Source organism: Ferrimonas sp. (assembly GCF_048263965.1).
Taxonomy (GTDB): Bacteria; Pseudomonadota; Gammaproteobacteria; order Enterobacterales; family Shewanellaceae; genus Ferrimonas.
In genome coordinates this window covers 38,443-55,807 of record NZ_JBLXDO010000010.1, presented here as the reverse complement: position 1 = coordinate 55,807, position 17,365 = coordinate 38,443, and the positions used below count along the sequence as shown (strand labels likewise).

General features: G+C 57.6%; 19 protein-coding genes and 3 tRNA genes. 15 read left to right on the top strand and 7 right to left on the bottom strand.

Annotated elements, in window-relative coordinates; genetic code table 11:
- Nucleotides 1–101 precede the first annotated feature (101 nt).
- The 14 genes from ACN0RV_RS10755 to ACN0RV_RS10690 all read left to right on the top strand — a co-directional run bounded on the left by ACN0RV_RS10755 (nt 102) and on the right by ACN0RV_RS10690 (nt 11,245).
- On the top strand, nt 102–1,466 hold the full coding sequence (locus ACN0RV_RS10755) for a hypothetical protein (RefSeq protein WP_417347600.1): 1,365 nt from the start codon (nt 102–104) through the stop codon (nt 1,464–1,466).
- Between the two features lie 18 nt (nt 1,467–1,484).
- Nucleotides 1,485–2,150 carry a TorF family putative porin gene (locus ACN0RV_RS10750; protein WP_417347599.1) on the top strand — a complete coding sequence of 222 codons (666 nt, stop codon included), beginning with the start codon at nt 1,485–1,487 and terminating at the stop codon, nt 2,148–2,150.
- A gap of 495 nt (nt 2,151–2,645) precedes the next feature.
- The gene (locus ACN0RV_RS10745) at nt 2,646–4,778 is read left to right on the top strand and encodes a prolyl oligopeptidase family serine peptidase (RefSeq protein ID WP_417347598.1); all 2,133 of its coding nucleotides are present in this window, start codon (nt 2,646–2,648) and stop codon (nt 4,776–4,778) included.
- Between the two features lie 161 nt (nt 4,779–4,939).
- A complete protein-coding gene (gene ybgC, locus ACN0RV_RS10740; RefSeq protein ID WP_417347597.1) occupies nt 4,940–5,341 on the top strand; it encodes a tol-pal system-associated acyl-CoA thioesterase in 402 nt (133 codons plus the stop codon).
- Nucleotides 5,331–6,017, top strand: a complete 687-nt coding sequence (tolQ, locus tag ACN0RV_RS10735) for a protein TolQ (RefSeq protein ID WP_417347596.1) — start codon at nt 5,331–5,333, stop codon at nt 6,015–6,017. Before ybgC ends, tolQ begins: the two co-directional genes overlap by 11 nt.
- A complete protein-coding gene (gene tolR / locus ACN0RV_RS10730; protein WP_028108974.1) occupies nt 6,014–6,448 on the top strand; it encodes a protein TolR in 435 nt (144 codons plus the stop codon). Before tolQ ends, tolR begins: the two co-directional genes overlap by 4 nt.
- Nucleotides 6,449–6,451: 3 nt before the next feature.
- Nucleotides 6,452–7,384 (top strand): cell envelope integrity protein TolA, encoded by a 933-nt coding sequence (gene tolA / locus ACN0RV_RS10725; protein ID WP_417347595.1) that lies wholly within the window; start codon nt 6,452–6,454, stop codon nt 7,382–7,384.
- A 10-nt stretch (nt 7,385–7,394) separates the two neighbouring features.
- The gene (tolB, locus tag ACN0RV_RS10720; protein WP_417347594.1) at nt 7,395–8,750 is read left to right on the top strand and encodes a Tol-Pal system beta propeller repeat protein TolB; all 1,356 of its coding nucleotides are present in this window, start codon (nt 7,395–7,397) and stop codon (nt 8,748–8,750) included.
- A 33-nt stretch (nt 8,751–8,783) separates the two neighbouring features.
- On the top strand, nt 8,784–9,314 hold the full coding sequence (gene pal / locus ACN0RV_RS10715) for a peptidoglycan-associated lipoprotein Pal (RefSeq protein WP_028108977.1): 531 nt from the start codon (nt 8,784–8,786) through the stop codon (nt 9,312–9,314).
- A 16-nt stretch (nt 9,315–9,330) separates the two neighbouring features.
- Nucleotides 9,331–10,107, top strand: coding sequence for a tol-pal system protein YbgF (ybgF, locus tag ACN0RV_RS10710; RefSeq protein WP_417347593.1), 777 nt, complete (start codon nt 9,331–9,333; stop codon nt 10,105–10,107).
- Between the two features lie 156 nt (nt 10,108–10,263).
- Nucleotides 10,264–10,339, top strand: a tRNA-Lys gene (locus ACN0RV_RS10705).
- 36 nt (nt 10,340–10,375) lie between these two features.
- Nucleotides 10,376–10,451: transfer RNA gene (locus tag ACN0RV_RS10700), tRNA-Lys, on the top strand.
- 36 nt (nt 10,452–10,487) lie between these two features.
- Nucleotides 10,488–10,563: transfer RNA gene (locus ACN0RV_RS10695), tRNA-Lys, on the top strand.
- A gap of 250 nt (nt 10,564–10,813) precedes the next feature.
- A complete protein-coding gene (locus ACN0RV_RS10690; RefSeq protein ID WP_417347592.1) occupies nt 10,814–11,245 on the top strand; it encodes a hypothetical protein in 432 nt (143 codons plus the stop codon).
- Here ACN0RV_RS10690 and ACN0RV_RS10685 read toward each other — a convergent pair.
- The 6 genes from ACN0RV_RS10685 to ACN0RV_RS10660 all read right to left on the bottom strand — a co-directional run bounded on the left by ACN0RV_RS10685 (nt 11,229) and on the right by ACN0RV_RS10660 (nt 16,227).
- Nucleotides 11,229–11,753, bottom strand: a complete 525-nt coding sequence (locus tag ACN0RV_RS10685) for a DUF4136 domain-containing protein (RefSeq protein WP_417347591.1) — start codon at nt 11,751–11,753, stop codon at nt 11,229–11,231. The genes ACN0RV_RS10690 and ACN0RV_RS10685 overlap by 17 nt on opposite strands.
- Before the next feature lie 28 nt (nt 11,754–11,781).
- On the bottom strand, nt 11,782–12,108 hold the full coding sequence (locus tag ACN0RV_RS10680) for a DUF3135 domain-containing protein (protein WP_417347590.1): 327 nt from the start codon (nt 12,106–12,108) through the stop codon (nt 11,782–11,784).
- 227 nt (nt 12,109–12,335) lie between these two features.
- Nucleotides 12,336–13,592 carry an HD-GYP domain-containing protein gene (locus ACN0RV_RS10675; protein WP_417347589.1) on the bottom strand — a complete coding sequence of 419 codons (1,257 nt, stop codon included), beginning with the start codon at nt 13,590–13,592 and terminating at the stop codon, nt 12,336–12,338.
- A 56-nt stretch (nt 13,593–13,648) separates the two neighbouring features.
- Nucleotides 13,649–14,074, bottom strand: a complete 426-nt coding sequence (locus ACN0RV_RS10670; protein WP_417347588.1) for a DUF2057 family protein — start codon at nt 14,072–14,074, stop codon at nt 13,649–13,651.
- A 99-nt stretch (nt 14,075–14,173) separates the two neighbouring features.
- Complete coding sequence (locus ACN0RV_RS10665; protein ID WP_417347587.1) at nt 14,174–15,562, bottom strand: ATP-binding protein; 1,389 nt, start codon at nt 15,560–15,562, stop codon at nt 14,174–14,176.
- On the bottom strand, nt 15,553–16,227 hold the full coding sequence (locus ACN0RV_RS10660) for a response regulator (RefSeq protein WP_286339635.1): 675 nt from the start codon (nt 16,225–16,227) through the stop codon (nt 15,553–15,555). Before ACN0RV_RS10660 ends, ACN0RV_RS10665 begins: the two co-directional genes overlap by 10 nt.
- A gap of 243 nt (nt 16,228–16,470) precedes the next feature.
- Here ACN0RV_RS10660 and ACN0RV_RS10655 point away from each other — a divergent pair, with 243 nt between their 5' ends.
- Nucleotides 16,471–16,761 (top strand): YebG family protein, encoded by a 291-nt coding sequence (locus ACN0RV_RS10655; RefSeq protein WP_417347586.1) that lies wholly within the window; start codon nt 16,471–16,473, stop codon nt 16,759–16,761.
- Nucleotides 16,762–16,908: 147 nt separating this feature from the next.
- On the opposite strand, the gene ACN0RV_RS10650 is transcribed toward ACN0RV_RS10655, so the two are convergent.
- Nucleotides 16,909–17,238: a hypothetical protein gene (locus ACN0RV_RS10650; protein WP_417347585.1), complete on the bottom strand. Its 330-nt coding sequence runs from the start codon at nt 17,236–17,238 to the stop codon at nt 16,909–16,911.
- Nucleotides 17,239–17,365: the final 127 nt, after the last annotated feature.

The window sequence follows — 17,365 nt, the reverse complement described above, 5'->3', positions numbered from 1 at the left end:
ACTGCGCCTCGTTTTTCTCACAAGCCTCTTCCGAGGGCTGAATATTTGGCTTGAAACAATGATGAGTAACTCTTTAAGCCAAAATAAAAAGGGAAAAGATGATGAAATTAACCAATCTATGCCGCGGGGTGAGCGTTGCCCTGATGGCGGGGGCTCTCCTGCCCGGACTGGCCCAGGCCCAGGGGGGATGCGTCAGCTGCCACGCCAAGCCCAAGATGCTGGAGCGGATGCTGGTGAAAAAGCAGGTGGAGCTGGGTGAGCTCTCTGTCTCGGAGCGGGTGGTCCAGCTTCAGGTTAACCGTGACGCCATGGGCAGTCATGGTGAGATGGCGTGTGGCGACTGCCATGCGCCCCTGGCGGATGGTCACACTGGCTGGCACCCGGCGGTGCAGCTGGACCCCACCGCCGATGGCGGCAGTGTCTGCGGTGACTGTCATGGGGAGGAGATGGTGACCAACTTCCGCCATTCTCTTCACTATACGGTCAACGGCATTGCCAAGGGGCTGACCGAGCGCCTGGCTCAGACCCCCAATGCCCAGGAACTGTTTGAACAGATGCACACCGACACCGGCGAGGGATGTGCCGCCTGCCATGCCACCTGTGGGCAGTGTCATGTCAGCCAGCCCAATTATGCCGGTGGCGGCTTGTTGAATAATCACCAGTTCCTAAAAGAGCCACAGCCTGAAAAAACCTGTGAGACTTGTCATTATGAAAATGCAGAAACCCATAAAGAGGTTGATGCTCACGTAACAAAATATGGCATGACCTGTTTGGATTGCCATACGGATTTAGTGGAGTTCCATGGGCGGGATATTAATGATATTCCTCAGGGGCGTTATTTCGGTGACGGTCCTAAGGTGTCCAAGGTTGGCCCATTTGAACAGACGCAGAAAAAAGAGATTGTCCAGGTGAAATGCGAGGACTGCCATCAGGATAAAGTGGCGGACCATACCGAACTGCTCAGTGGCAAAAAGGCCCTGATAAATCATAACGACAGCCTCAAATGCACCGCCTGTCATACCCAACCCTACACCAACTGTTTTGGCTGCCATGAGGACTCCCCTGAATCGGTGGGTACCTGGGAGCAACTGAAGCGGGTTGCCAAAGGCGCCCTGGGTCAGGTTGGTGATGATGAAAACATCAAGCTCGGCCTGAGCGTTGCCGGCGATCCCCACAGCAAGCTGGTTCCCCTGAGCCACTCCGGCGGCGTCAGCGCCGACAGCAAGGCGGTGGTGGACCTGAATCATCCCGACACCAAGTCCTACTGGGTGCCCTTTGCCGCCCACTTCGTTGCCAAAAACCCTCTGGCAACCCCGGAAGCGCGCACCAGTAAACGGATGTGCGAAAACTGCCACAACACCGACAACGACATCTTCCTCAAAGAGAGCGATGTGCAGCTTGGCGTCACCGACCCTGTTTCTGAGAAGCAGTGGATCGTTCCCCAGTCTCGTCTGCCCAAGCATTAACCCCTGGAGTACAACAATATGAAAAAGATGACAGCACTTGCCCTGGCCCTGATCAGCACTCAGGCCCTGGCCAATGACGCCCCGGTATCCTTCTCCGGATACACCATGGGACTGAGTAACTACCTGTGGCGTGGCCAGACCATCAGCCTGGACAACCCCTCTCTGCAATCGGATCTGATGGTGGAGCATGACAGCGGCTTCTATGCCGGGGTCTCCTATGAGACCTACCGTTATGAAGGGGAGGCCGGTGAAGAGGTCAAGGATTACGAGATCGACTATTACGGCGGCTACTACCAGATGCTGACCGATGATCTGGGCATTGGCCTGATGGCGATGAAGTACACCTATGGCGATGGCGGTGACACCGTGGAGTACACCCTGTCGGTGGACTACCAGAGCCTGGGCATGACGGTGAACTATGATGAAGACGTCAAAGCCTGGTACACCGAGTTGAACTACGGCATGGGGCTGTTCCATGACTCCACCCTGGAACTGCATGCCGGCATGTTCTTCGACGCCGATTATTACGGCTATGGTGATGAGAACAACCCCGATGACAGCTTCTATGATGTGGCCCTGCGCTACGACTACCCGGTGCTGGAGAACCTCAGCCTGCTGCTCGAGGCCAGCTATCAGGAGTATGACAAGGACCACTACATGATCGGTGTAGCTTACTGGTTCTAAGCTGGTTTGACTCAAAGCGCTCCGGAGCGGTGGTTTCGGAGCGTTTTTTATGTGCAGGCAAAAAAAAGCCCGCTGAGATTCAGCGGGCAGAATAGCAATCAACAAAAAAGAAGGAAGTTAAGCAAAAGAACCTTTAAACCGCTCTGACCTGCTTAGAGCCACAACGGCCGGAAATCTTGACTCGGAGAGTCTCTATCTCCTCAATGGTTGCTATTCTATGGTGCACCAAAACTTACCACAACCAAGAAAAATTGCTTTTTCGCATAAAAAAAACTAATTTCACAATCCCCGTATATGCGTCGCTTTTTATATGCCCAATTCGGGAAAACTCCCGTTCAGGGGCGGGTTTGGCCGATGTGTGCACCAAAACTGTGCGTTCGGTCACGTCGTTGCAAAACTGTAAGCAAAATTAATCTTAACCTCCTCGTCTCTTGGTCTTCCACCCTTCGGCAGATATAGTGTGTCCGGATACAAAAACATGAAAAAGGAATAACAATGCGTAATTTGGCATTTTCACTGGTTGCCTTGTCACTCGTGGGCGGCTGCCAGTCCTTTGATAGCAAGGAGCAAGCTCAAGCCCCGGATACCCGCCGTATGGATCTGGTTGAAGAGATCCACGGCACCCAGGTGGCCGACCCCTATCGCTGGCTGGAAGATCTGGACAGCCAGGAGACCCACGACTGGGTGATGACTCAGAAGGCCTACGGTGATGATTACCTGGCCGCCATCCCCAACCGCCAGTCCGTGGAAGCGCGCATCACCGAACTGTGGAACTACGAGAAACTGTCCGCCCCCTCCATCAAGGGTGACAGCCAGTTCTTCTATCGCAATGATGGCCTGCAGAGCCAGTCCGTGCTCTATCGCGCCGACAAACAGGGCAATAACCCTCAAGTGTTGCTGGATCCCAACGGCTTCTCCAGTGACGGCACCGTCGCCCTGTCCGGCGTCAGCATCAGCAAAGATGGCAAGATGCTGGCCTACGGCACCTCTCAGTCCGGTTCCGACTGGCAGCAGTGGCAGTTTGTGGACATCGACACCGGTGAAGCGCTGACCGACAAGCTGGAGTGGATCAAGTTCTCCTCCGCCGCCTGGGACAAAGAGGGGCAGGGGGTCTGGTACTCCCGTTATGACGCGCCACAGGCCGGTGCCGATAAGATGGAGCAGGCCAACTACTTCCAGAAGGTGTACTACCACAAGCTGGGCACCGACCAATCCCAGGACAAGCTGGTGTACCACCGCCCTGATCAGAAAGATTGGGGTTTCTCCGCCGAACTGTCGGATGAGGGCAACTACCTGGCGATCACCGTTTCTCAGGGGACCGATCCCCGCAACCGATTCTTCTATCAGGAGATGGCCACCGGCAAGACCGTGGAGCTGATGCCTGATCTGGAAGCGGAGTACCTGTTCCTGGGTAACGACGGCGACACCTTCTATTTCAAGACCGACTACCTGGCGCCCAAGGGCCGCATCATTGCCGTCGATCTGAACAAGCCCGCCAAGGCGAACTGGAAGGAGCTGGTGGCGGAAACCGACAACACCATTTACAGCGCCTCCATCGTCAACAACAAGTTTGTGGTGAGCTACCTCAAGGACGTGTTGGCCGAGGTGAAGGTCTATGGTCTCGACGGTCAGGAGCAGGCGACCCTGGATCTGCCCGGTGCCGGTCGAGTCACCGGCATCAGCGGTGGTCGCAAGGACAAGCAGTTCTATTTCCTGTTCAACTCCTACATCCACCCAACCAGCGTCTACCGCTATGACTTCGATGGCAGCAAGGTTGCCGCCCATCAGGTGCCCAAGGTGGCATTCAGCCCAGAGGACTACGTGTCTGAGCAGGTGTTCTACACCAGCAAAGACGGCACCCGGGTGCCGATGATCATCTCCTATAAGAAGGGGCTGAAAAAGGATGGCAACAACCCGACTCTGCTGTATGCCTATGGTGGATTCAACATCTCCCTGACTCCGCGCTTCTCCCCGGCCAACATCGCCTGGATGGACATGGGCGGCATCTACGCCGTGCCTAACCTGCGCGGTGGTGCCGAGTATGGTGAAGCCTGGCACCAGGGTGGCATGAAGGAGCGCAAGCAGAATGTGTTTGACGACTACTACGCCGCCGGTGAGTATCTGATTGCCCAGAACTACACCAATGCCAGCAAGATGGGGGCCTATGGCCGCAGTAACGGTGGCCTGCTGATGGGCGCCGCCCTGACCCAGCGTCCCGATCTGTTTGCTGCCATCCTGCCTGCGGTTGGCGTGCTGGATATGCTGCGCTTCCAGAAGTTCACCATCGGCTGGGCCTGGACCTCAGAGTACGGCAGCGCCGATAACGCCGAGGACTTCCCCTACCTGCTGGCCTACTCGCCGCTGCACAACGTGGCCAAGCGCGACTATCTCGCCACCATGGTGATGACCGCCGATCACGATGACCGTGTGGTGCCCTCCCACAGCTTTAAGTTTGCCGCCGAGGTGCAGCATCAGCAGACCGGTGAGGCCCCGGTGATTGCCCGCATCGAAACCAAGGCGGGTCACGGTGCCGGTAAGCCGACCGCCATGCGCATCGCCGAGTTCTGCGACATCTATGCCTTCCTGTGGCATAACTTCGGCCTGGAACTGCCCGAGAAGATTCAGTAACCTTGACTGATATCTAATCAAAAGGGGAGCTTGGCTCCCCTTTTTTGCGCCAAGACGCATTTTGAAACCCAATCTTCACCCCTTCACCCTCCCATCCCCAGGGGCCATGGGGTATAGTAGCCAGTCATTCCAATTACCAGATGCAAGGCACAGGCAGGGAGATGGCGTTTCACTGGCCCGTTCGGGTTTACTATTCCGATACTGACGCTGGCGGGGTGGTCTACCACGCCAATTACCTGAACTTCTTCGAACATGCCCGGTCTGAGATGTTGCGGGAAAAAGGCTTCGAGCAGGATGAGCTGGCACAGTCCGGCGTGCTGTTCGTGGTGCGCAATATGGCTATCGATTTTGTCCGTCCCGCCAGATTCAACCAGGCCCTGACCGTGGTAACCGAGGTGACCAAACTGGCCGGCGCCTCCATGGTGTTCAGTCAGTCCCTCGAAGACAGTGAAGGCAGTTGCTACTGCCGGGCCCAGGTCACCGTGGTTTGCATCGACAGTGAGGCCTTCAAACCCAGGCCGATCCCGTCACACATTAAGCAGGAGTTAGCGCGTGTCAGCTGAGATGTCCTTTATCAACCTTTTCCTTGAAGCCAGTTTGTTGGTAAAGCTGGTGATGCTGCTGCTGCTGATGCTCTCCGTGACCGGTTGGGCGGTGATCCTGCAGCGTCACAACGTCATCAAGCAGGCCTCGACTCATGCGCGTAAGTTCGAAGACAGGTTCTGGTCCGGGGTGGATCTGACCCGCCTCTATCAGGAACTGAGTAGCCGCGGCGATCGCAACTCCGGCATGGAGCTGCTGTTCAGTGCCGGCTTCAAGGAGTACATGCGCCTGTCCCAGACCGCCAGCAGTGGCGGCGCCATCATGGACGGCACCCACAGGGCGATGCGAGTGGCTCTCTCCCGGGAAGTGGACAAACTGGAGTCCAACCTGTCCCTGCTGGCCTCTATCGGTTCCACCAGTCCCTACATCGGCCTGTTTGGCACCGTGTGGGGGATCATGAACGCCTTTATCGCCCTGGGTCAGGTACAGAACGCCACCCTCAACATGGTGGCCCCGGGTATCGCCGAGGCACTGATCGCCACCGCCATGGGTCTGTTTGCCGCGATTCCTGCGGTACTGTTCTTCAACCGCTACTCCACCAAGGTGGAGAAACTGGAGAACACCTACATCAACTTCATCGAGGAGTTCTCCAGCATCCTGCACCGTCAGGCGTTCCACGATAAGGAAGCGCGCTGATGCAGGGGTACCAGCGTAAACGACGCCGCAAGGTGGCGGAGATCAACGTGGTGCCCTACATCGACGTGATGCTGGTGCTGCTGATCATCTTTATGGCCACCGCCCCCATCATCTCTCAGGGGGTGAAGGTGGATCTGCCCCAGGGAGAGGCGGAGCCGCTGAAGAAGGACTCGCGGCCACCCCTGGTGGCGTCGGTGACCAGCGAAGGGCAGTACTTCCTCGACAATGGCAGCGTTCAGGATGACCGTCCGCTGATGCTCGACGAGTTGGCGGCCCTGGTGGCCGCCGAACTGCAACTGGACCCTCAGCGTCCCGTAGTGGTCAAAGGGGACAGAAGCGTCTCCTATGACGAAGTGATTCAACTCATGGTGAGTCTGCAGCGGGCCGGTGTGCCCTCTGTGGGCCTGATGACCGAGACGCCGGAGCAGTAACCGATGCAGCAGAAAATGACACTCCCCTTTGTGGTCTCTCTGCTGGCGCACGTTGGTCTGGTCGCCCTGCTGGCCCTTGGGGTGGACTTCTCCAGCAAGCCCAAACCGGTTGCTCCCCAGCCCTCTGCCCCTGTGGTGCAGGCTGTGGTGGTGGATCAGGCCAAGGTGCAGGAGCAGGTGGAGCGGATCAAGCAGGCCAAGGCCGCCGAGGCGGAAGCGGAACGTAAGCGCCGCGCCGAAGAGGACAGGAAAGCCAGGGCCGCCCAGGAGAAGCTGAAGAAGCTGGAACTGGAGCGTAAGCGCAAAGAGGCCGAGATCAAGAAGGCGGAAGAGGCGGCCAAGCAGGCCAAGCTCAAGCAGAAGCAGGAGCAGGACCAGGCCCGTAAGCTGGCTGAGCAGCGCAAGAGAGAGGAACAGGCCAAGGCCAAGGCTGAGCGGGAACGCAAAGCCGCCGAGGATAAGGCCAAGGCGGAAGCCGCCGAGCGCAAGCGCAAAGAGGATGAGCGCAAGCGTAAGGCGGAAGCGGAGCGCAAACGCAAGGAGGAGGAGCGCAAGCGCAAGGCCGCCGAGGAGGCCGCACGCAAAGCCCGTGAGGCGGAGCTGGCGGAGCAGTTGGCGGCGGAGCAGGCCCAGATCGAGGCGGCTCGCAGCAAGAAGGTGCTCTCCGAGGTGGACCGTTACACCGTATTGATTCGTCAGACGATTCAACGTAACTTGCGCACCGACACCAGCATGCGCGGCAAGGAGTGCCGGGTGAATATTCGACTGGCACCGGATGGCTTTGTCATCTCCAGTAAGACACTGGGTGGCGACGCCAACCTGTGCCGGGTAACCCAGGCGGCGATCAACGCCGCGGGTAAACTGCCTGTGTCCCAGGAACCGGATGTCTACGCCAAATTGAAAGATATCAACCTAACAGTACAACCAGAGCAATAGCGACAGGCTGATGAGACTGATAAAAACACTGACAATGGCATGGGTGGCCCTGATGGCCATGATGAGCATGCCGGCGAAAGCCACCCTGGAGATCGTCATTACTGAGGGAATCGACGCCGCCCGGCCCATCGCCGTGGTGCCCTTTGTTTGGGAAGGGCAGGGCGAAATGCCCGCCCAGATCGCCGACGTGGTTTCTTCCGACCTTCGCCGCTCCGGCACCTTCAACCCCATCGCCCGGGGCATGATGCCCGGCCAGGTATCCAAGGCCTCCGAGCTGGATCTGAAGGCCTGGATCGCCACCGGCGCCGAAGCCGTGGTGGTGGGCAAGGTCAGCGAGTTTGGCCCGGACCAGTATCAGGTCAGCTTCGAGCTGGTGGATCTGGTGCGTGCCCAGATGACCGGCGGTGAGAGCCGTGGCCTGCAAAATGGCGAGCTGGTGCAGACCCAGGACCATATCCTCGATGGCCGGGACACCGTGATTCGCGGCAGCCAGTTCCGTCAGTATGGCCACCGCATCTCCGATTTGGTGTATGAGGCCCTGACCGGCATCAAGGGCGCCTTCCTGACCCGCATCGCTTACGTGACTGTGGCAGATAACGACCCGTTCAAGTTCCAGCTGCGTGTGGCCGACTATGATGGTTACAACGAGAAGGTGCTGCTGCGCTCCAAAGAGCCGCTGATGTCGCCCTCCTGGTCCCCCGATGGTCGTAAGCTCTCTTACGTGTCTTTCGAGAATGGTCGTTCTGAGATCTACATTCAGGACCTCTATACCCAGAAGCGGGACAGGCTCACCAGCTTCGAGGGGATCAACGGTTCTCCCAACTGGTCTCCTGATGGCACCAAGATGGCCATGAGCCTCTCTAAGGACGGCAACCCGGAGATCTACGTGATGGACATCGCTACCAAGCAGATGAAGCGCATCACCAATCACTATGCCATCGATACCGAGCCCAGCTGGCATCCCGATGGCAAATCCCTGGTATTCACCTCCGAGCGGGGTGGTAGACCGCAGATTTATCGAGTATATTTGGACACCGGAAGGATCCAGCGTCTGACCTTCCAGGGTGAGTGGAACCTCGGTGGTTCTGTGACCCCGGATGGTCGTTACTTGGTGATGGTCAACAGGACCAATAACAGGTTCCACATTGCGCGCATGGAGCTGGAGACCGGCTTTATGGACGTGTTGACGGAAACCTACCTGGATGAATCACCAAGTGTCGCCCCAAATGGCACAATGATCATTTATGGGACAAGCCACAATGGCCGCCAGGTGTTGGCAGCCGTTTCGGTGGATGGCCGCTTTAAGGCCAGAATTCCGACTCAGGTGGGCAGTGTGAAAGCGCCTTCTTGGTCGCCTTATCTTTGATTGGAAAAGTAACGAATTAAAAGGAAAAGATAGATGAAGCTCAATAGCCTCCTCAAAGGTATGCTGATTGCTGTACCTGCTCTGGCGCTGACAGCCTGTTCCAGTACCTCCGACAGCGACAGCCAGTCCCAGACCGGCAACACCACCAACGAACAAGCTCAAAGCGGCGTTCAGACCGGTGCCGTTGAGCCCGTACTGACTCCTGCTGAGCAGCAGCGTCTGAAGTACCAGGAACTGCGTAAAGAGCACATCCTGTACTTCGAATTTGACCGCAGCGACATCCAGGGCAAGTACGGCGAACTGCTGGAAGCCCACGCCAACTACCTGATTGAAAACCCAGGCGTTAAGGTGCTGATCGAAGGCCACGCCGACGAGCGCGGTACCCCTGAGTACAACATCGCCCTGGGCGAGCGTCGTGCCAAGGCCGTATCCCGTTACCTGCAGGGTCTGGGTGTACTGTCCTCTCAAATCTCCGTAGTGTCCTATGGTGAAGAGAAGCCTCTGGACGGTTCCGCCACCGACGCGGCTCACGCCAAGAACCGTCGTGCCGTACTGGTTTACTAAGCGAAACGGTTAATCTATGAAGAAAGCTGTTATTGCAACAGCTCTTCTATTCATGGGGGCGCAGCTTCAGGCTGCGCCCGCTCCCGTTATAGAAGCAGCTGAAAATGCCCCTCAGTCCCTCTCAGGGGACGATATCAACTCCCGCGTCACCCGCCTGGAGCGGTTGATGAAGGCGCGCAACCAGGCTCAGCTGCACATGCAGCAGATGTTTGATCAACTGCAGATGGAAGTGTCCCAGCTGCGTGGTCAGGTGGAGAGCCAGCAGTATCAGGTACAACAGATGGTGGAGCGCCAGCGTCAGATGTACCAGGAACTGAGCCGCATCGAGGAGCAGTTTAAGAACGGTGCCCCTGTCCAGCCTCAGGCGGTCACACCTCAAGCTGGCGGCCAGGTGCCTGTCGCTGTGCCCAATCTCTCCCTGTCCGAGGCCGATGCCTACCAGCAGGCGGTGGATCTGGTGCTGAAGCAGCGCAAGTACGATGAGGCGATCCCTGCCTTTCGTCAGTTCATCGAAAACTACCCCCAGTCCACCTATACTGCCAACTCCCACTACTGGTTGGGTCAGCTGCTGTATAACAAGGGTGAGATGGCCCAGGCCAAAACCGCGTTTGAGACTGTGGTGAACAGCTACCCCGATTCCGCCAAGCGAGCCGACTCCCTGCTGAAGCTGGGGATGATTGCCGCAGACGCCGGAGACAAGGCGGGTGCCACCGGTTACTTCAACCGGGTAGTGAAAGAATATGGCAACTCCAACGCCGCTCAGCTGGCGAAAAAAGAGTTGTCAAAAGGCTAAGTTAGCCGTTTTGTCCGGCTCTGGAATCGCTTTTTTGTCCGCTTAGTTGCTTTTGTGCGCAAAAGGCCAAAAAAGACAGATTTCCAGTTGCACACCAAGGCGAAATTGGTATTATAGCCGCCCGTCGGATGAGGGAGTCCTCAGAAGACAAAAAGTGGGTCGTTAGCTCAGCTGGTAGAGCAGTTGGCTTTTAACCAATTGGTCGAAGGTTCGAATCCTTCACGACCCACCACTTTCTTCCCCGCCTGGGGATGAAAACCAAAAAAGTGGGTCGTTAGCTCAGCTGGTAGAGCAGTTGGCTTTTAACCAATTGGTCGAAGGTTCGAATCCTTCACGACCCACCACTTTCTTCCTCCTTTGGGGATGAAAACCAAAAAAGTGGGTCGTTAGCTCAGCTGGTAGAGCAGTTGGCTTTTAACCAATTGGTCGAAGGTTCGAATCCTTCACGACCCACCACTTTCTTCCTCCTTCTTATTGTCTTCCCATTTGATTGCCGCACTTTTTGTGTGGATTTGTCGTGCCTGTCCTACACTGAATCTGGTTTTTCATTCGTCCTGCCGAAAGGCTCTGATATTGATGATTCGGACTGGGAGTGCGCGCCATGATCTTCAGAGGGGTTGCCGTCGCCGTCATTGCGGGGATACTGATTGCACCAGTGGTGGGTGCACAAGAAAATCTTGTTGAAAATCCGAAGTTTGAAATAGGAATGCCGACCGGATGGTCCACCAGCTCCTTCAAGCAGGAGGGGGTTGAGTACGGCTGGTCCCAGGCCCAGAAGACCGTCGCCATCCACATCGACCCGCAGATTCCCAACGATGCCCGCTGGCAGCAGAGAGTGGTGGTCAAACCCAACACCCGTTATCGCCTCTCCGGCTGGGTTCGGGTGCAAAAGACCACCCCCACCATAGATTTGCTGGACGTCGGCGGCAATCTGTCGGTACTGGAATCACTGCCGGAGCAGGGCTCCTTTACCCATACCGAGCCTATGCTGGGGTCACTGGGCTGGCGCTACCGTCAGGTGGAGTTTGATACCGGCGAGCGCAGCTGGATCACCATTGCCCTGAGGCTGGGCATGTACGCAGGCCAGACCACGGGCAGTGCCTGGTTCAGGGCCGTGCAGCTTACTGAGCTGGAGTAGCGCCGGGGAGCTGGCTGAGCAGCTTATCCATCACCTTACGGGTCTGCTCCGCTCGCCATTGGGCATCCGCCTTACCCTTGAGCTTGAAGCCGTCGGAAGCGCGCCACACCTGGCGCTCGCCGTCGAACAGATCCAGGCGAATCTTTCTGTAGTCCGCTTCTGTGGGGGTTACCGGAATGGAGACGCTTCCGCCAATGGCGGTGTTGCCACTGCTGCGGCCGCCGCCGATCCCGATGGAGAAGCCCGAGTCATTGGCCTCTGTTTCACGCCACAGGCTGATCTGAAGCTTGTGGCTGGATTGGTCCACCAGTTGCCACCCCGTGGTTGCCAGAGCCTCTCTGAGCGCCAGCTCTGAGCGTTCGGCAGCCAGGGGGTCATCCCTGTGACGACTGGGCAGCAGTTGCACCTGGCTGACTGAGTTGAAGTCGAAGCCGGGATCATAGTCTACGTCGCTCTTGGCGGCACAGCCGACAAGCAGCAGCAGAAACAGGCCAGTCAGTACTCTCATCACTCCCTCCATGGAATCGGTATCGGTGTCAGGTGTTCACCGCCTTGCGGGCGTGAGCTTGTCCCAGGGGAACCACCCGGCTGCGATTCAGCTCATCTGGGCGGTTGAGTGCGGTGTTCAGCAGATCGAGCTTATCATGCATCATGCGCGAAATCTCAATCATGCTCTGGTAAGGATTGCTGGCCCGCTTCCGGGTCAGGTCGATGCGGTGCTGCAGGGCCTTGAGTGCGTCGCGATTGGACGCCTTGGCCTGGCTGATGGTCTGGTCGATGGCGGCCTGGCGAATTCGCTCCAACTGAGCTGGGTCGGTTTTGGCCAGGTGCATCATCTCGTCGAACGTGGGCAGCTCAGTCATGTTTCCCTCCGGTGAAAAAGGCAAACATCCTCTGTCTGGCGTACCACCACTCCATGGCAAGACTTGGGTCGGGGCGGCAGTTATTCCCCCCGGCCGACAGAATAAATATTGACCTGGATCACGCTTTGGTCAAATGGGAAGGGAAGGAAGATGAGCGGCTTAGCTCTAAAAGCCAAAGAAAACGCGCCACAGGGGCGCGTGAGTCTTCAATCACCTGGTTAGGCCTGTTATCCGTTCCTGGTGTCGTAGAAGTAGGAGATGCGCTCCTTGGGGCTCAGGTACTGGAAGGCTTCTGGCGTCAGCGCCGAGGCGACGATGCTGCGCTCGATGGTCAGTCCCTGGGTATCGATGGCGATGGCGGCCGCTTCCTGACGGGGGATGGCAGGGTCGTAGACCAGCACCGTGGGGTAGAGCAGCTTCTCTGAATCCACCGAGGTCACCAGGCCAAACTGGCCGCTGGAGAGCTGGACCACGCTGCCTGGGGGGTAGACGCCCATCATCTTGATGAACTGCTGAACATAGTGGTTGTTCAGTTTGTCCTTGAAGATCTTGTACAGCATGCCGAGCACGGTGCCCGGTGGGCGGGTGCGGGTCTTGTCCCTGGGATGACAGAGGTCATCGTAGGTATTGACCACGGCGATCAGCTGGGCCAGAGGCTCGATGTCATTGCCCTTGAGTCCTTTGGGATAGCCACTGCCGTCGAGGAACTCGTGATGCTGGCTGATCATGGCGGTGATGGCGCGGGGCAGATGACTCTGGTTGCGCAGCAGCTCCTGACCCAAAATGGGGTGGCGCTGTATCTCGCGTAAATCTGCCTTGGAGGGCTGCTTCTTGGACAGCAGGGACTTGGACAGCAGCAGCTTGCCGCAGTCGTGAAGCAGGCCGCCCTGACCGACCACAGCGATCTCCTCTTCGCTCATCCCCACCCGTTTGGCCAGCATCATCGCCAGCACAGTAACGTTCAGGGCGTGGTAGGAGGGATCATCGGGACGGATGTCATCGTTCATCAGGTGCAGGGTGACCTGACTGCCGGCACTGAGGCTGGCAGCCATCTGCTTAATCAGCTTGGAGCTGAGCATCAGGCCTTCCATGGGCTTCATGGGCAGGCGGTTGTTGATGGCTCGCAGCTGGGCCAGGGAGTCGGCGTACTCCCGCTCGTGTTTCTTGTATTCGCGGCGGAACTCCTTGAGTTCGCTGATCCCTTGCTGCTTCTGATGCAGCATCTGCTCCTTCATCTTGTCCAGGTCCGGGACACTGTCCGCCAGGTTGGGAATGGCGGGGGCGCTGAGCACGCCAGCATCGCTGCGCTTGAGGTCCACGACGACGTGGGTCAGGCGCAGTTTCTTCAGCAGTTGGATCTGGTCCCTGCTGCGAATCTTGAAACTGTTGAACATGAAGGGGTGTTCACGCCAGGAGATGGGGAGACGAATGTAGTTTCCCACCTGCAGCTGATCCACCGCGATTTTTTGGAGGGTTTTGCTCATAAATGCCGGTAACTTCTTACGCTACCGGCATTTTATTCGCTTTATGTTTGCACTGTCTAGAACTGATTGCCTGCCAGACCGGTCTGGTTGAGCAGTTCGGTATGGGATCGCAGGCCATGTTCTACCCGATTATCAGCGTCATCCATCAGGGTGAAAATCGGATCATTAGCCAGCATTTGCCCCTGCTGGTCTGAGTAGGCGGCGGGGGCATCCAGGAAGTATTCCTCATCTCCCTTGGCATTGAAGGTCATCTGATGCAGTTCGGAACGAATGAACCAGTGGCTCTCCGCGTCCTGTTCAAACAGGCTGTCGTAACGAACGGTGACGTTGTTCACTCCCTGGTCCAGTTCGATCTGACTGGCATAGGCGGGGACGCTCTTGCCGTTGATGGATACAACCCTGACGTTTTCCCCCAGATTCAGGGTGGCGGCGGATACCGACAGGGACAGGGCAGTGGCGCTAAGCAGAATTAAGGCTCTCATCTTTCTCTCCTAGTAACGGTTTTCTCCTTGCCCAAAAAAAGACCGGCCCAGGGGCCGGTCTGTTTCAAAAAAGTTGCATAAATATTGAGCTAAAGTGACCTAAACCTTCTTAGGTGCCTCAAAACGCAGCACAATGGCCGCCCCCTGCAGTGGGGACTCCTCGATGGTCATGGTGCCGCCGTAGCCCAGGACGATGTCATGGACCACCGCCAGTCCGATCCCCTGGCCGGGGTTGCGTCGGTCGGCGCGTACTCCCCGTTCCAGCACGGCTTCACGCATCTTGGGTTCGATGCCCGGGCCATCATCCTCTACGGCGATGGTGAGGGTATCCGCCTCCACCGAGGCACGGACCCGCACCTGGCTGATGGCAAAGCGGTAGGCGTTCTCCAGCAGGTTGCCCATCATCTCCATCAGGTCATCCTGATTGCCGGGGAAGCGGGCTTCCTCCTGCAACTGCAGGTCCACCTGCACCTGCTTCTCCCGGTAGACCTTGTCCAGCATGGCGGTCAACTGCTCCAGGGTGGGTGTGATGCTGACTTGCTCCCGGGTCAGGCCCTGACGGCCAGAGACCGCCCGGCGCAGCTGATACTGGATGATCTGATCCATCTGGCCCAGCTGGGAGAGCATCTCCTGCTGACGCTGGCTCTCATTGAGGTTGGCGTCCTCCATGATGGCATTGGTGGCCGCCAGCCGGGTCTTGAGGCTGTGGGCCAGATCCTTCATGGCATGCTGATAGGTCTGGCGCTGGTGTTTCTCCTGGGAGATAAGCTCATTCAGTGCCTTGGTGACCTCTTCCAGCTCAGTGGGATAGCCCTGGCTCAGCTGTTCCCGCTCGCCACTGAGTATCCTCTTCACCTCTTCCGAGAGCAGCCTCAAGGGGCGCAGCCCCCAGTAGCCGGCACTCACCAACAGCAGGCCGGAGAGGGGGATGAACAGGCCCACCCGGAAATAGGTGGCCCGGCGGGCACGGTCCAGACGCTTCTGCACCTGCTCGGCGTTACGAAGCACCAGCAGGTCATACTCCTTGTTATTGATGCTCACCGGCATGGGCACCACGGCATAGAGCTGGCTGTCAGCCAGGGTCACCATGTAGGGCGGGGAGGCGTCCCGTGCCACCTGACGGACCCGATCACAGCTGTCTTGCAGACCCCGGCGGCGAGCCTCCACCGAGGAGGTGTAGTGGTCACGCATGCCGTTGACACAGGTGATCAGCAGGTAGTCGCTGGCGCGGCGGGCTTGGTCCGAGGGTTCTGACTCCAACACCTCATTGCTCTTGGGCAGCATCCCCTCCAGGCGCAGCTCGGTGGCGATGGAGGGCAGACGGGCGATGATGTCGTTGGTCTGGTTGACGTAGAAGTCCTGAACCTTCTGCTGGTTGATCACTTCAGCCAGGGCCAGGGAGGCGACGGTGATGATCGCCAGAGAGGTGAGCATCAGCCGCCGCTGCAGCCGCGGCTGTTTGCTGAACAGGATGGGGATCAGCCGCATACCAGATTGAACCTGTAGCCCTGGCCACGAATGGTCACTATGGGGTTCTCCAGACCACCCTGGCTCAGCTTCTTACGTACCCGGGAGATCATCACCTCGATGGTGTTGGGATCCCCCTCCTTGTCCTGATACAGGATGTCCAGCAGGCGTTGTTTGGAGATCACCTGCTGATGATGACGCATCAGGTACTCCAGAATCTGATATTCGAAGGCGGTCAGTTCCAGCTCGGCTTCGCCCAGGGTCGCCTGTTTGGCGGCCATGTCCAGGGTCAGGTGTTCGCACTGGATAACCGGTTTGACGAAGCCTGCACTGCGACGCACCAGGGCGTTAAGGCGGGCAATAAGCTCCTCGACCTGGAAGGGCTTCACCAGGTAGTCATCGGCACCGGCATTGAGGCCAGCCACTTTGTCTTTCCAGTGATCCCTGGCGGTCAGGATCAGAATGGGTTGACGGAAGCCATTGTCTCTCAGGTGCTGAATCAGATCGATGCCGTCCTGATCCGGCAGGCCCAGGTCCACCACGGCGATGTCCACCGGATAGTTCTCAGCCAGATAACGCCCCTCTCCGGCAGACTCCGAGGCCATTACCTGGTTGCCCATCTCGGTCAGGCGGACCTTTAGGTGGTGGCGCAACAGGGCATCGTCTTCAATCACCAGTATCTTCATTGTCACCTCGGGTGGTTGGCGGAAAAGGGAGGGCAGTTGCCCGGTGCCACTAAGGATAGTGCCTTTGCTCTGAATCTTTCCTGAACCATAACATAGCAAAGAAAAACTAACAGAGTATCCGATGGTTACATAGCATATCGCCAGAACATAATTGACCGGTATCAAGGGATGGGGTTGAGGGTCTGTATTTATATACAGTGTTGGGGTAGACTGGCGCAAAACTAGTCGATTGGGGGAGCCGAAATGGCAGTCATCGTTAAATACGTGGTTGAGCGGGATGGAGTGGAGAAAATGACCTTTGCCAGTAAAGCGGAAGCCGATGCTTATGACAAGATGCTGGATATTGCTGACGAACTGGAAGCGATGATCCAGGGCAGCGGCCTGGTTGAGCAGGAGGAGCTGGTCGAATCCCTGGCTCTCTACCTGGCAGAGCGTAAGGAGGAGGTTGCCACCATCCTCAAAGGCAAAAAGAAAGCCCCCGCCAAGCCCGCCGAAAAGAAACCCGCCCCCAAGGCTGCCGATAAAGCCGCCTGAGCATAAAAAAACCGGCTCGAGGGAGCCGGTTAGCAAAACCTTGCAGGAAAATAATGATGATACTCTGCCCATTTGCTGGCGAGTGTCGCCATTTTACCACTTTGGTCTAAAGGCCTGCTTACCCCCTAGGGGGTATTTTGTCGACGATCAGCGCTGGAATTTTGCTCTGATGGCGTTGGCGCTCCAGGCAATCAGCAGGTTACACAGCATCACCGCACCCAGAATCACCGCCATCCGCATCCAGGGCTGCTCAAAGGCGATCCTCATGGAGATCAGCCGGTGGGCGGTGGGCAGCCACACCAGCAGAGCAGAGAGCACCAGGCCCGCCTGCACCACCAGCACAGACCAGGGACGGCGGGTCAGCAGCAGCGCTGGAAGCAGGGCCACGGGCACCGCCACCATGGCGTTGCCGTAGCGAAGGAAGTGGGCGCCCAGAACCACATAGGCAAGGATGATCAGCAAGATTCGCCACCACATGGGGGCCTCCGGTACAGCAATTGGAATTCGGCCCCTATTGTCCTACGTATTCAGTCAGTTAATCTGCGACTTGTCTCATAGTAACGGGTTTATTAACTACCTCTAAAGTAGTAATTTGCCCCCGCCA

Excerpts from the sequence above, each read along its gene's own strand:
- ACN0RV_RS10755 (WP_417347600.1), top strand. The coding sequence starts at position 102 with ATGAAATTAACCAATCTATGCCGCGGGGTGAGCGTTGCCCTGATGGCG.
- ACN0RV_RS10750 (WP_417347599.1), top strand. The coding sequence starts at position 1,485 with ATGAAAAAGATGACAGCACTTGCCCTGGCCCTGATCAGCACTCAGGCC.
- ACN0RV_RS10745 (WP_417347598.1), top strand. The coding sequence starts at position 2,646 with ATGCGTAATTTGGCATTTTCACTGGTTGCCTTGTCACTCGTGGGCGGC.
- ybgC (WP_417347597.1), top strand. The coding sequence starts at position 4,940 with ATGGCGTTTCACTGGCCCGTTCGGGTTTACTATTCCGATACTGACGCT.
- tolA (WP_417347595.1), top strand. The coding sequence starts at position 6,452 with ATGCAGCAGAAAATGACACTCCCCTTTGTGGTCTCTCTGCTGGCGCAC.
- tolB (WP_417347594.1), top strand. The coding sequence starts at position 7,395 with ATGAGACTGATAAAAACACTGACAATGGCATGGGTGGCCCTGATGGCC.
- pal (WP_028108977.1), top strand. The coding sequence starts at position 8,784 with ATGAAGCTCAATAGCCTCCTCAAAGGTATGCTGATTGCTGTACCTGCT.
- ybgF (WP_417347593.1), top strand. The coding sequence starts at position 9,331 with ATGAAGAAAGCTGTTATTGCAACAGCTCTTCTATTCATGGGGGCGCAG.
- ACN0RV_RS10690 (WP_417347592.1), top strand. The coding sequence starts at position 10,814 with ATGCCGACCGGATGGTCCACCAGCTCCTTCAAGCAGGAGGGGGTTGAG.
- ACN0RV_RS10685 (WP_417347591.1), bottom strand. The coding sequence starts at position 11,753 with ATGAGAGTACTGACTGGCCTGTTTCTGCTGCTGCTTGTCGGCTGTGCC.
- ACN0RV_RS10680 (WP_417347590.1), bottom strand. The coding sequence starts at position 12,108 with ATGACTGAGCTGCCCACGTTCGACGAGATGATGCACCTGGCCAAAACC.
- ACN0RV_RS10675 (WP_417347589.1), bottom strand. The coding sequence starts at position 13,592 with ATGAGCAAAACCCTCCAAAAAATCGCGGTGGATCAGCTGCAGGTGGGA.
- ACN0RV_RS10670 (WP_417347588.1), bottom strand. The coding sequence starts at position 14,074 with ATGAGAGCCTTAATTCTGCTTAGCGCCACTGCCCTGTCCCTGTCGGTA.
- ACN0RV_RS10665 (WP_417347587.1), bottom strand. The coding sequence starts at position 15,562 with ATGCGGCTGATCCCCATCCTGTTCAGCAAACAGCCGCGGCTGCAGCGG.
- ACN0RV_RS10660 (WP_286339635.1), bottom strand. The coding sequence starts at position 16,227 with ATGAAGATACTGGTGATTGAAGACGATGCCCTGTTGCGCCACCACCTA.
- ACN0RV_RS10655 (WP_417347586.1), top strand. The coding sequence starts at position 16,471 with ATGGCAGTCATCGTTAAATACGTGGTTGAGCGGGATGGAGTGGAGAAA.
- ACN0RV_RS10650 (WP_417347585.1), bottom strand. The coding sequence starts at position 17,238 with ATGTGGTGGCGAATCTTGCTGATCATCCTTGCCTATGTGGTTCTGGGC.